Source organism: Rhodococcus maanshanensis NBRC 100610 (assembly GCF_001894865.1).
Classification (GTDB): Bacteria; Actinomycetota; Actinomycetes; order Mycobacteriales; family Mycobacteriaceae; genus Rhodococcus_G; species Rhodococcus_G maanshanensis.
The window spans coordinates 1-12,209 of sequence record NZ_BCXA01000011.1 but is presented as its reverse complement, the minus strand read 5'-3'; the positions used below and the strand labels follow the sequence as shown (position 1 = coordinate 12,209).

At 70.2% G+C, this 12,209-nt stretch carries 10 protein-coding genes; 5 read left to right on the top strand and 5 right to left on the bottom strand.

What is annotated here, in order from left to right; genetic code table 11:
* Position 1 precedes the first annotated feature (1 nt).
* The 3 genes from RM1_RS05490 to RM1_RS05480 all read right to left on the bottom strand — a co-directional run bounded on the left by RM1_RS05490 (position 2) and on the right by RM1_RS05480 (position 4,085).
* Entirely contained in the window at positions 2-745 is a 744-nt protein-coding gene (locus RM1_RS05490) for an SDR family NAD(P)-dependent oxidoreductase (RefSeq protein WP_072750352.1), read from the bottom strand.
* An 83-nt stretch (positions 746-828) separates the two neighbouring features.
* Complete coding sequence (locus tag RM1_RS05485) at positions 829-3,144, bottom strand: arylsulfatase (RefSeq protein ID WP_072750351.1); 2,316 nt, start codon at positions 3,142-3,144, stop codon at positions 829-831.
* Entirely contained in the window at positions 3,144-4,085 is a 942-nt protein-coding gene (locus tag RM1_RS05480) for a TauD/TfdA dioxygenase family protein (RefSeq protein ID WP_027501161.1), read from the bottom strand. The genes RM1_RS05485 and RM1_RS05480 overlap by 1 nt, the downstream gene beginning before the upstream one ends.
* 447 nt (positions 4,086-4,532) lie before the next feature.
* On the opposite strand from RM1_RS05480, the gene RM1_RS05475 reads away from it, so the two are divergent.
* The 5 genes from RM1_RS05475 to RM1_RS05455 are packed head-to-tail and all read left to right on the top strand — an operon-like array spanning position 4,533 to position 10,938.
* A complete protein-coding gene (locus tag RM1_RS05475; RefSeq protein ID WP_425528675.1) occupies positions 4,533-5,792 on the top strand; it encodes an ROK family protein in 1,260 nt (419 codons plus the stop codon).
* A complete protein-coding gene (locus RM1_RS05470; RefSeq protein WP_245816062.1) occupies positions 5,789-7,393 on the top strand; it encodes an ABC transporter substrate-binding protein in 1,605 nt (534 codons plus the stop codon). Before RM1_RS05475 ends, RM1_RS05470 begins: the two co-directional genes overlap by 4 nt.
* A 27-nt stretch (positions 7,394-7,420) precedes the next feature.
* On the top strand, positions 7,421-8,380 hold the full coding sequence (locus tag RM1_RS05465; protein WP_072750350.1) for an ABC transporter permease: 960 nt from the start codon (positions 7,421-7,423) through the stop codon (positions 8,378-8,380).
* On the top strand, positions 8,377-9,258 hold the full coding sequence (locus RM1_RS05460) for an ABC transporter permease (protein ID WP_072750349.1): 882 nt from the start codon (positions 8,377-8,379) through the stop codon (positions 9,256-9,258). The genes RM1_RS05465 and RM1_RS05460 overlap by 4 nt, the downstream gene beginning before the upstream one ends.
* 27 nt (positions 9,259-9,285) lie before the next feature.
* Complete coding sequence (locus RM1_RS05455) at positions 9,286-10,938, top strand: dipeptide ABC transporter ATP-binding protein (protein WP_072750348.1); 1,653 nt, start codon at positions 9,286-9,288, stop codon at positions 10,936-10,938.
* Positions 10,939-10,997: 59 nt separating this feature from the next.
* Here the strand turns inward: RM1_RS05455 and RM1_RS05450 are convergent, their stop codons facing one another.
* Both RM1_RS05450 and RM1_RS05445 read right to left on the bottom strand, forming a co-directional pair.
* Positions 10,998-11,342 carry a WhiB family transcriptional regulator gene (locus RM1_RS05450; protein ID WP_072750347.1) on the bottom strand — a complete coding sequence of 115 codons (345 nt, stop codon included), beginning with the start codon at positions 11,340-11,342 and terminating at the stop codon, positions 10,998-11,000.
* A 150-nt stretch (positions 11,343-11,492) separates the two neighbouring features.
* On the bottom strand, positions 11,493-12,209 hold a 717-nt coding region (locus RM1_RS05445; RefSeq protein WP_143187325.1), incomplete at its 5' end, for an Ig-like domain-containing protein.

Genomic DNA, 12,209 nt, shown 5'->3' with positions numbered 1-12,209 from the left:
GCTAGGTCCGCGAGAAGCGTCCGGGGCTGGCCTGATCGCGGGGTTTGATGATGATCTGGTCGAGGTTCACGTGCGACGGGCGGGACGCGACGAACCCGATCACCTCCGCCACGTCCGCGGCGACCAGGGGCGTGATGCCCTCGTAGACCTTCTTCGCGCGCTCCTCGTCGCCGTGGAAGCGGACAAGGGAGAACTCGGTCTCCACCGCGCCGGGGGCGATCTCGGTGAGCCGCACCGGCTTGCCGAGCAGCTCGCCGCGCAGCGTCCGGTGCAGCACCGCCTGGGCGTGCTTGGCCGAGGTGTAGCCGGATCCGTTGTCGTAGGCCTCGAACGCGGCCACCGAGGTGATGGTGACGATGAGGCCGTCGCCGGAGTCGATCAGTTTCGGCAGCAGCGCCTTGGTGATCCGCAGGGTGCCGAGGACGTTGGTCTCCCACATCCAGCGCCAGTCGTCCAGGTCCGCCTCTAGCACCGGGGCCAGGCCCTTGGCGCCGCCCGCGTTGTTGACCAGGACGTCGACCCGCGGCAGGACCGCCGCGAAGGCGTCAACCGAGTCCTCATCGGTGACGTCGAGCTCGAGCGCGGTGCCGCCGATGTCCTCGGCCAGCTTCTCCAGGCGGTCGATCCGGCGCGCGCCGACAACCACGTGAAACCCCTGCGCGGCGAGGGTTCGCGCGGTGGCCTCCCCGATCCCGGAGCTGGCGCCGGTGACGACGGCGACGTTTTCATCAGGCGAAATGGTCATGGCCTCAGCCTAGGCGCCTCCGGCGCCCGTGCGTGGTTGACGGGTCCCTGCACTCGTCAACCGCGCACGGGCGGCGAAGCCGCCTAATCCGCCGCGTATTCGGCCTCGCGTTCGATCCGCTCGATGTCCCCGCCGGGAACCTTGACGGGACCCGGTGTGTAGGTGACCGCGCGCAGCGCGCCGGTGTAGCGGAACGGCCCGCGGCGCTCGCGCAGATCCCACGACACCGGGCCGCGGGCGTCCACCCCGACCGAGATGCCGGTCCACGGGGCCATACCGACCAGCTGCACCTGCCCGAGCAGCGCCCCGGCGGGGGTTCCGTCGACCCGGACGGCGAAGTCCCAGCGCAGCCGCGGCGCAACCGTCGCGGAGACCTCGATCCGGCGGGCGCCCGGCGGTACCGGGCCCGCGTCGACGGCGGCATAGCGGCCGTAGCTGTTCAGCCCGAACACCAGGTGCCCCTCCTCGATGTAGAGCAGGTAGCCGCCCTGCGGGTCGCCGTGCGCCACCAGCACGCCCTCGTCGCCCTCGGCGTATCCGGATCCGCCCAACTCGACGGCGATCTCGAAGTCGCGGAACGCGATCAACTTCGAGGACCGATAGCGTTCCAGGGTCGGGGTACCGGGCAGGAGCCGCACCGGCCGCGACAGCGCCTGCTCCGCGGGCCTCCTGACGGCGAGCGCGCCGCCGGTCACCAAGGGGAACACCGTGTTCGCCCATGCCGCCTCGTCCCAGGCCGCCGCCAACTCCTCGACCTTCTCCGGGAACCGGTCCGCCAGGTCGCGCAGCTCGGTCGGGTCGTTCCGGACGTCGAACAGCTGCCACCGCGGGGCGTCCACGTCCTGGCCCGGGTGCAGCGCGAGCAGCTTCCAGCCGTCGCGGTAGTAGCCGCGGTTGCCGGTCATCTCTGTGTACTGCTCGGTGTGCGCGGACGCTGCGGCCCCGTCGCGCAGCACCGAGGAGGCGTCCACCCCGTCGAACTCCTTGGCCGGCAGTCCGGCCCGCACGGTCGGTGGATCGATGCCGACGAGGGCGAGCAGGGTTGGCGCGAGGTCGGTGACATAGGTGAATTGCTCGCGGATGCCGTTGTCGCCGTCTTGCTTTCGCAGTCCGTCCGGCCACGAGAGCACGAACGGCACCCGCACGCCACCGGCGAAGGACTGCCCCTTGTAGAAGCGGAACGGGGTGTTCGACGCCTGACCCCAGCCCCGCGGATAGTGCACGCCGAGCTTCGCGGTCCCGATGAGTTCCTCGTCGTGCGGCACGTCGCCCACCCAGTCCGGGTCGGTGACGTGTGCGAACTGGGAGAAGTAGGACCGGGTGCCCTCCGGCCCGCCCTCCGCGGTGCCGCCGTTGTCGGAGGTGAACACGACGATGGTGTTGTCGAGCTCACCGAATTCCTCGATGGTGTCGAGGATCCGTCCGATGCTCTGATCGACGCTGTCGACCATGCCCGCGTACACCTCCATGTACCGGGCGAAGCGGCGCTGCTGCGCCGCCGTCAACGAGTCCCATTCGGGCACATCGAATCCGGCCTCGCTGTTACGTGGCGCCTGCTCGGTGCCCTCGGGGAACAATCCCTGCGCCAGTTGGGAGGCGAACCGGCTCTCGCGGAGGACGTCCCAGCCCTCCGCGTAGCGGCCGCGGTACTTCGCGACATCCGCAGGCTTGGCCTGCAGTGGTCCGTGCATGGCGACGTGTGCGAAGTAGAGGAAGAACGGCCTGTCGGCGTCGTGGGCGCGCAGGTCCTTGAGGTAGCCGATCGCCCTGTCGGTCAGATCGTCTGTGAGGTAATAGTTCTCGGGGTACTGATCGACGTCGACCGCGGAGTTGTCCGAGACCAGCTGGTTCGGATAGTAGAAGGAATTGAGGCCCTCGAGGGAACCGTAATACCGGTCGAACCCCCGCTGGGTCGGCCAGGAATCGCGATTCGCGCCGGGGCGCATGTTGGCGTCGCGCACCAGGTGCCACTTGCCGACGGCGTAGGTGGCGTAGCCACCGGCCCGCAGGATCTCGGGCAACGTGAGCACGTCGTCGGCCAGTTCGAGGCGCAGACCGGGGTAGCCGGGGTCGGCGTTGGCGACGAAGCCGTAGCCGGCCCGGTGCGGGTTGAGCCCGGTGAGCAGCGCCGCGCGCGACGGTGAGCACAGCGGGGTGGTGTGATAGTTCGTCAGCCGCACGCCCGAGGCGGCGAGGCGATCGAGGTTGGGCGTGTCGATCTCGGAGCCGAACGGCCCGATGTCGCTGTAGCCCATGTCGTCGATCAACACGACGACGACGTTCGGCGAACCCGGGGCGGCCGCGGGTGCGGGCGCCCAGGACGGGGTCGAGTCGTCGGTGGTGCGGCCGATGCGGCCGGTGAACCCCTCATAGCCCCTGGCGTGCGGCGGGATGGTCATCAGCTCGCGACCCGCACCGGCTGATCGATGGTCGAGTAGTGCGAGGCGTCACCGGTGACGATGCGGCTGCGTTCGCCGTGGACGTTGACCGGGACGTCGCCCGCGAGGGTGATCCGGGTGAGGCGGCGGCGCTGACCGTCGTAGTCGCCGACGGCGTAGTGCTGGGTGGCGCGGTTGTCCCAGATCGCGACGTCGCCGTCCTCCCAGTTCCAGCGGGTGGTGTTCTCGAGCTTGGTGACGCGCGCCTGCAGCAGCTGGAACAGCGCCTGCGACTCGGCGGTGCCGAGGCCGACGAAGCCCTTGACGAAGTGGCCGAGCAGCAGCGACCGCTCACCGGTCTCGGGGTGCACGCGCACCACCGGGTGCTGGGTCTCGTAGTAGGTGGACTGGAACTCCTTGATGTACTCCTCGCCCTTGCTGTCGACGGACGCTGCGGTGCTCGCGGCGTAGTCGAAGAGGTTGGTGTGCGTCGCCCAGAGGTTCTCCACCAGGGCCCTGAGCGGCTCGGGCAGGGTGTCGTAGGCGGCGACGGTGGACGCCCAGGTGGTCGAGCCCCCGTAGGAGGGCAGCACCTCGGCTCGCAGGATCGAGGCCTTCGGGATGCGGTCGACGAAGGTGACGTCGGTGTGCCAGCTGCTGGCAGAGCCGTACTCAGAGTCGATCGGCAGGATCCGCTCGCCGCGGGAGGTGACGGTGGGGTGCGCGGTGGTCGGCTCGCCGAGCAGCTGGGCGAACGCGTACTGGGAGTCCTCGTCCAGGTGCTGCTGGCCGCGGAAGAAGATCACCTTGTGCTCGAGCAGGGCCTGGCGGATCAGGGAGACGGTCGCCGGATCGAGGTCGCCGCCGAGAGTGACGCCGTCGACGCGGGCGCCGATGTGGGCGCCGAGCTTCACGACGGAGGCTCCCGTCGCGGTGGTCCGGGTATCGAAATCGATTGACATGACTAGCCTTTCGTAGTCTGTGCTGGCTCGCTGCGGTACGTGTGTCAGGCAACCAGCGACGGCTGTGGCGGCCAAGGGTTTCCGTCATGCTGATCGCAACCGCCCCCGGATCGTCACCGTCGGCGGGTATTTCCCCTCGGCTGGTGGAGAATTCGGCGGGGTGTTAGCTTGGCGCCATGAACTCCGGCCGGCCTCACCCCTTGCGGGTCACCTATGTGACCGCCGCACTGGGTTCACGCCTGCCCCTGGCGCGGGAACTCTGTTGTTCCCCCCGCGGTATCTGTCGCTAGTCCGCGCTGCCACTCCTCGTACGTCGACCTCCCTGACCTCCGGACGCCCCTGCGGGCGTCTCGGCGGCTGATGTCGCGTCGTTCTCCCAGGTCAGCGCTCGCCCACGCCGTGTAGGTCTGTCCCGTCAGGGACGAAGCGCAAGGAACTCGCGTGTCCATCACCACTTTGTCGTCCGCGGCCGCCCTCACCCGGCCGATCGTCCGTCCTCCCACCCGCGCCCAGATCGTCCCGCCGGAACTGCGGGTGGCCGACACCCCCGCCGCCGCGGTGTTCCGGGTGGCCTGCGCCCGTGGGCCGATCGCCCGTGACATCGCGGCCAAGACCACCGGGCTGTCCACGGCCACGGTGAACCGCCAGGTCTCGGCGCTGCTCGCCGAGGGTCTGCTCCGCGAACGGGGGGATCTCACCGCGTCCGGTGCGGTGGGCCGACCCCGGGTCCCGTTCGAGGTCAACCACGAGCCCTACCTCACCATCGGCATCCACATCGGTGCGGTGGTCACCGGGATCGTGGCCAGCGACCTCCGGGGTAAGGTCCTCGGCGCCGTCGAGGTCCCGACACCGGCCCTCCCGCAGAACCAGGCGCTATCCCAGATCGCGCGCAGTGCAAAGCTTTTCGCCTCGCGATGGCATCGTCGCAGGCCCCTGTGGGTTGGGGTGGCGCTCGGTGGCCGGGTGGACGCGACGACGGGCCGGGTCGACCACCCGCGCCTCGGCTGGCTGGGCGCACCCGTCGGCTCGATCATCGGAGAGGGGTTGGGACTGCCGGTATCGGTCGCAGCGCACGTCGAGGCGATGGCGGCGTCGGAGCTGTTGCTCGCCCCGCAGCGTCCCGGCGACAACGGATCGGACGGGACCAGCCTCTACTTCTACGCCCGCGAGACGGCGGGTGTCGCCGTCACCATCGACGGCCGGGTGCACACGCCCTCGTCCGGCCCCGGTTCGATCGTGCACCTGTCCACCGGCTCGTCGGCGCTGTGCTCCTGCGGTGCCCGCGGATGCCTCGAGGCCACGGTCAGCGACCGCGCGACCATCGCCGCGGCCAGGGAGGCAGGCATCCTCACCGAGACCGACGAACGGCCAGCCATCGCCGCCGTCTACCGGGCGGCGGCCGCGGGATCCATTCCGGCGCACGAACTCCTGGTCGAGCGCGCCCGGGTGCTCGGCCGCACCGTTGCGATGCTGCGTGACCTGTTCAACCCGGACCGGGTGATTCTCGGCGGCCAGGCCTTCACCGAGTACCCCGCGGGCATCCCGCACGTCGCCGAGGCGTTCGCGCGCACGTCGAGCCTGGCCCGCAAGGACATCCGGATCACCGGTTTCGGCAACCGTGTCCAGGAGTTCGCCGCGAGCGTGGTCTCGCTCAGCACCCTCTACTCAGATCCACTCACCTCCATCCGAAGGGTCTTCTCCCAGTGAGCTCCTCCGTCATCCGGTCGTCCGTCGACCGTCGCACCTTCTTCCGCGGCGCGGGTCTGACCGCCGCCGCCATCTTCGGGACCGGTCTGCTCGGGGCCTGCTCCTCCGCGGTCGACGAGCAGCGGGCGGGGGCGGCCACCGGCGCGTCCGGCACGCCGGTGCGCGGCGGCACCCTCAAGACGGGCATCACCACGGACGTGATCCCGGCGACGTTCCTGACCAACACCAGCGGCGCCACCACCGTGATCGGACTGGCGTACGACACCCTCGTCCGCTATCCGCACGACAAGGTGGAGCCGCAACCACGGCTGGCGAAGTCGTGGCAGCTCGCCGCCGACGGGCTGTCGCTGAGCCTGGACCTGCGCGACGACGTCACCTTCCACAGCGGGCGCCCGTTCACCTCGAAGGACGCGGAATTCGCCCTCCGCACCTACGCGGACCCCAAGTGGACCGCACAGCTGCGCAGCACCGCGGCCGCGATCACGGCGTTCGACACCAGCGATCCGCACCGCCTGGTGCTGACCCTCGCGCATCCGCTCGGGAACATCTTCGACCTGCTCGACACCGTGCCGATCCTCGACAGCGAATCCATCGACAAGCTCGCCGCCGGTGACGCCTTCATCGGCACCGGGCCGTTCAAGCTGGTCTCGCGCACTCCCAACAGCGCGCTGGTGTTCGAGCGCAACGAGCACTACTGGATCCCGGACCGCCCGTTCCTGGACCGGGTGGAGGTCTCGGTCATCCCCGACTCGCAGGCGCTGCTCAGCTCGCTCAAGTCCGGTCAGGTCGCGGTGGCGGGTGGGCTGAACTACCGCGACACCGAAACCCTCGGCAAGACAGCGGGATTCCAGGCTGTATCGCTTGAGGGAGCCGAGCTGCAGGTCTACGTGGGTGCGAACGTCACCCATCCGGCGCTCGCCGATGTCCGGGTGCGGCAGGCGATCGCGCACGCGCTTGACCGGGACCGGGTGATCTCGGAGGTGTTCCGCGGCTCGGGCTACCCGGTGAACCTGCCGTGGCCCAAGAGCTCGCCCGCCTACGACGAGGCGAGGAACAAGACCTTCACCCGGGACGCGACCAAGGCGCGGGCGATCCTGGCCGAGTCCGGGATCGCGGTCCCGACCCTGCCGCTGACCTACCAGGCCGGGAACCCCTTCTACGAGGCGACCGCGCAGATCGTGCAGGCGAACCTCGCCGAGGTCGGCATCCCGGTCGAACTCGACCCGCAGGAGAACGCGACCTTCGTCAAGGCACTGATCGGCGGCACCATCCCGGCCCTGTGGGTGACGTTCCATTCGTGGGCCCAGTACGTCCCGTCCACGCTCACCGTCAGTGCCTACCCGTTCAACGCGCTCAAGAACTCCTCGCACTACGAGAACCCGGCCTACGTCGATGCCGCGGGCGCGGCGTGGCGGGTCGCGGACGGCACAGGCGAGGAGGCGAAGGACAGGTACCGGGCCGTCAGCAACCAGTTGCTCGAGGGACTGTTCCTGGTGGAGATCGGCGTGGTGCTCAACCAGCTCGCCGCGGCCCAGAAGGTCCACGGCATCGACTGGACCAAGCGCTCCGAGATCGTCTACACGGACACCTATCTGGCCTGACGGCCCCGACCGAGAGGAGCTCGCATCATGGTGCGATACCTCGCACGCCGGCTGCCGTCGGCCGTGGCGGTGCTGCTGCTGGCCTCGCTGCTGATCTTCTTCGTGCTGCGGCTGGTCCCCGGCGATCCGGCGAGCAGCCTGGCCGGGCCGGATGCCTCCGCGGAATCCATCGCCGCGATCAGGCATTCGCTCGGACTGGACCGGTCGATCCCGGCCCAGTACGTGTCCTGGATCGGCTCGGTGCTGACCTTCGACCTGGGCCGCTCGTACGTGATCGGTGGTCAGATCTCCGATCTGGTCGTCTCCGGTCTGGTCAACACCGTCGTGCTCGCGGTGACCGCGCTGGTGCTCGCCGTGCTGGTCAGCCTGGCCCTCAGCGTCGCGGCGGTGGTCTGGCCGAAGCGGTGGCTGACGAGCGCGGTCGCCGGGTTCAACACCCTTGCCGTGGCGCTGCCGCCGTTCGTCAGCGGAGTGCTGCTTGTCCTGGTGTTCGCGGTGCTCGTACCTGTGCTCCCCTCGGGCGGGGTTCCCCCGCAGGGTTTCTGGGTCAGGCCCGATATCTCGGCGCAGTACCTGCTCCTGCCCGCCGTGTGCCTTGCCCTGCCGGTGGCCGCCGCGCTGACCCGGTTCCTCACCGAGTCGCTGCGCACCGAGCTGAGCCAGCCGTACGTGCTGACCGCGCGGGCACTCGGCGTCTCGCGGTGGAATCTCGTGACCCGCAGCGCGTTGCGCAACGCGCTGCCCACCATGGTGACCGCGCTGGGCCTGCACACCGGGCAGCTGCTCGGCGGGGCGGTGCTGGTCGAGGCGATCTTTGCCTGGCCAGGGATCGGACAGCTCATCGAGCAGGGCATCAGCCGCCGTGACTACCCCGTGGTCCAGGTCCTGCTGCTGCTCTCGGTTTCGGTGTTCGTGCTCGTCCAGCTCGTCACCGACGTCGTGCACGCCTACCTGGATCCGCGGATCCGGATCGGGGGAACCTCATGAGTGTCACCCAGATCGAGGACCCCGCGGTCGCCGACAGGGCACTGCCCGAGCCGGCCCCCGCGCGCCGACACCAGGCGCTCGCCGCGCTCACCCGCGGGCAGGGGCTGCTCGGCGTGGTGCTGGTGGTCGCGGTGGCCACGGCGGGACTGCTGGCCCACTGGATCGCGCCCTTCGGTCCGAACGAGCAGATCGCGGGCGCGAACCTGCTCGGCCCCGGTGCCGAGCACTGGTTCGGCACCGACGAGGTGAATCGGGACGTCTACTCACGGGTGCTGCACGGCATCCGGATCAACCTCGAGATCATCGCGATCGCGGTGCCGATCGGGGCCGCGATCGGAGCACTGCTGGGTCTGGTGTCGAGCCTGCACCCGGTGACCGACGTGATCGCCCAGCGCGCCTTCGACGTGGTCCTCGCGTTCCCCGCGCTGATCCTGGCGATCGCGCTCGCCGCGATCGTGGGATCCGGCGCGGTGACGGTGATCGTGGTGATCGTGGTCGCGGAGATCCCGATCTTCGGCCGGATGACCCGCACCCAGGTGCTGCGGATCCGGGAGTTGCCGTATGTCGAGTCGGCGGAGGTCATCGGGGCCGGTCGGTGGTGGGTGTTGCGCACCCACGTGTTGCCGAACACCCTGGAGCCGTTGGGCGTACAGGTCGCGCTGTCCATGTCGGTGGCGGTGTTCGTCGAGTCCGCGATGAGCTTCATCGGCATCGGTGTCCGGCCCCCGGAACCCTCGCTCGGTTCGATCATTGCCGACGCCGTCCCCAACCTCGACGCCAATCCGGCCTTCGCCATCGGTCCGCTGGTGGTGGTGGCGGCGCTGGTGCTCGGGTTCCTGCTCATCGCCCAGGCGCTCGGATCCGCGCGCCGGGCCTGACGCGCCACGACATCTCAGGAGTAGACGATGACCCAGACAGACCCGATCCTCGAGATCGAGGACCTGAGCATCCGCTTCGGCGCGACCGGTGACCCAGTGGTGGACGGGCTGAGCCTGACCGTCCACCGCGGCGAGATCCTCGCGCTGGTCGGCGAATCCGGCTCCGGAAAGTCGATGACCGCCAAGGCGGTGCTCGGGCTGCTGCCCGACGCCGCCCTGGTGAGCGGGTCGATCCGGCTCGGCGGCGACCAGGTGGTCGGGGCGGGGGAAGACGCCCTCGCCCGGCTGCGCGGGACCAGGGCGGCGATGGTGTTCCAGGAGCCGCAGACCGCGCTGAACCCGGTGCAGAAGGTCGGCTGGCAGATCGCGCAGGCCCTGCGTGCGCACGCGAAGATCGGCCGCGCGGAGGCCAGGGCGCGGGCCGTCGAACTGCTGCGCCTGGTGGAGATCCCGGATCCGGAACGGCGGGTGGACTGGTACCCGCACCAGCTGTCCGGCGGACAGAAGCAGCGGGTCGTGATCGCCCTTGCGCTGTCCGGTGACCCGGACCTGTTGATCGCGGACGAGCCGACGACGGCGCTGGACGTGACGGTGCAGGCGGAGATCCTGGACCTGCTGCGCGGCCTGCGGACCGAGCGGGATACCGCGATCCTGCTCATCACCCACAACATGGGGGTGGTCGCCGACATCGCGGATCGGGTGGCGGTGATGCGCCGCGGCGCACTGGTCGAGGAGCGCGCCGTGCACGAGCTGTTCTCGGCGCCGCGGGAGAAGTACACCACGCAGCTGCTCACGGCGGTGCCGCGGCTCGGCAGCGCCGCGAGCCAGGTCGCCCCGGCGCAGTCCGAGGCGGTCCTGGTGGTCCGCGAGTTGGACGTGGTCTATCCGGCGAGGCTGGGTAACAAGGAGTTCCACGCGCTGCGCGGTGTGGGCTTCGACGTCGGCGCGGGTGAGGTGCTGGGCCTGGTCGGGGAGTCGGGCTCCGGCAAGACGACCCTGGGACGCGCGGCGCTCGGCGTGGTGCGGGCGACCTCGGGGTCGGTCGTGTTCGACGGAACGGATCTGGCGACGGTCTCGCGCCGGGACCTCCGCGGCCTGCGGAAGGGTGTGGCGCTCGTGCACCAGGACCCGGCGGCCTCGCTGGACCCGCGCCGGAGCGTCGGGGATTCCGTCGCGGAGCCGCTGGTGGTGCATCGAGCGGCGTCCGGCGCACTGCTGCGCGCCCGGGTGGGCGATCTGCTCGAATCGGTGCGGCTCTCGCGCTCCTTCGCGGACCGACGGCCGGCCGAACTGTCCGGCGGGCAGCGACAGCGGGTGGCGCTCGCGAGGGCCCTGGTGCTGGCGCCGCGGCTGCTCGTCGCGGACGAGCCGACCAGTGCGCTCGACGTGTCCGTGCAGGCGGAGATCCTCGACCTGTTCGCGGACCTGCGCGAGGAGTTCCGCTTCGCCTGCCTCTTCATCAGCCACGACCTCGCGGTGGTGAACCGGGTGGCGGACCGGGTCGCCGTGCTCCGCGGTGGCGAGCTGGTCGAGATCGGCTCCACGGCAAGCGTGTTCGGTGATCCGCAGCGCGACTACACCCGGGGGCTGCTGGACGCGGTGCCGGTGCCGGATCCCGTCGAGCAGCGGCGGCGGCGGCGCGGCGAGCGGACCGAGGCAGGGTTGGTCGCGGCCGGCTGACCGGACACCCGGTTCACCGAACGCCGAGGCCCGTGGTCGCGGCGTTCGGTGAACCGGGCTCAGGCCATGGCGTCAAAGATGGTTCGGGACCGGGCTGCACCGTGTGCGCGTGCGATGAAGGCGGCCCAGGAGCGGATGTGGGGATACAGCATGAGCAGGTTGCGGCGTTCGATCTCGGTCATGCCGCCCCAGATACCGGACTCGACCCGGTTGTCCAGTGCTTCGGCGCCGCACTGCTGGACGACAGGGCAGTGCCGGCAGAGTGCGGCGGCCTTTCGTTGCTGCGCCGAGCCCCGGACGAACATCCGGTCAGGGTCGGGGATGGTGCGGCAGAGCGCGCTGGCGCTCCAGTCTTCGGGTGCGTCGTAGGCGGACTGGTGGGTATGGCGAAGTGTGTTGATCATTTCGAGACGCTCTTCACTGGGTATGAACAAAAGGTGCGGCGGGCCGGCTCCCCGGGTTGAACGGGTGTCGCGGAGCCGGTGCCGCTGGGCGGGGCGGGGGTCTGTTCTTGTCCGGTGTCGCCGCGAACAGACCCCCGCTTTTGTCCAGCGCTAGTTGCTGGAGCCGAAGCCGCCGGACAGGGAGCCGAGGCTGCCGTTGCCGCCGGGGTTCGTGCCGCCGCTGGGTGCGACGGTGACGGTGGTGTGGGTGGTGGAGGCGTTCGTGGTGCCGTGGCCGGAGAAGTCGGCGGTGATGGTGCGCTGGCCGGTGGTGGTGGGGGTCCACTGGTAGGTGGCCTTGCCGTTGGCGGCGACCTGTCCGGTGCCGAGGACGGTGGTGCCGTCCTTGAAGGTGACGGTGCCGCCCGCTGCTGCGGGGTTGACGGTGGCCGTCAGCGTGATCGCGGTGCCGACCTTGGCTCCGGTGACGGGGGTGATGGTCACGGTGGAGTTGCTGTTGGCCGCGGTCACCGTGACTTGCTGGGTGGTGGTGGATCCGAGGACGTTGTCGTGGCCGGAGAAGGTGGCGGTGATGGTGCGCTGACCGGCCGCGGTGGGGGTCCACTGGTGGGTGGCTTCGCCGTTGGCGGCGACCTGTGCGGTGCCGAGGACGGTGTCACCGTCCTTGAATTCGATGGTGCCGCCGGCTGCTGCGGGGTTGACCGTCGCCGTCAGGGTGGTGGCGGTGCCCTCCTTCGCTCCGGTGACCGGGGCGAGGGTGGTGGTGGAGGCGACGTCGGCTGCGGTCACCGAAACCTGCTGGGTGGTGGTGGATCCGAGGACGTTGTCGTGGCCGGAGAAGGTGGCGGTGATGGCGTGGTTGCCGGC

What these genes read in the sequence shown, in the direction of transcription:
- RM1_RS05490 (WP_072750352.1), bottom strand. Translation starts at nt 745, where the DNA reads ATGACCATTTCGCCTGATGAAAACGTCGCCGTCGTCACCGGCGCCAGC.
- RM1_RS05485 (WP_072750351.1), bottom strand. Translation starts at nt 3,144, where the DNA reads ATGACCATCCCGCCGCACGCCAGGGGCTATGAGGGGTTCACCGGCCGC.
- RM1_RS05480 (WP_027501161.1), bottom strand. Translation starts at nt 4,085, where the DNA reads ATGTCAATCGATTTCGATACCCGGACCACCGCGACGGGAGCCTCCGTC.
- RM1_RS05465 (WP_072750350.1), top strand. Translation starts at nt 7,421, where the DNA reads ATGGTGCGATACCTCGCACGCCGGCTGCCGTCGGCCGTGGCGGTGCTG.
- RM1_RS05460 (WP_072750349.1), top strand. Translation starts at nt 8,377, where the DNA reads ATGAGTGTCACCCAGATCGAGGACCCCGCGGTCGCCGACAGGGCACTG.
- RM1_RS05455 (WP_072750348.1), top strand. Translation starts at nt 9,286, where the DNA reads ATGACCCAGACAGACCCGATCCTCGAGATCGAGGACCTGAGCATCCGC.
- RM1_RS05450 (WP_072750347.1), bottom strand. Translation starts at nt 11,342, where the DNA reads ATGATCAACACACTTCGCCATACCCACCAGTCCGCCTACGACGCACCC.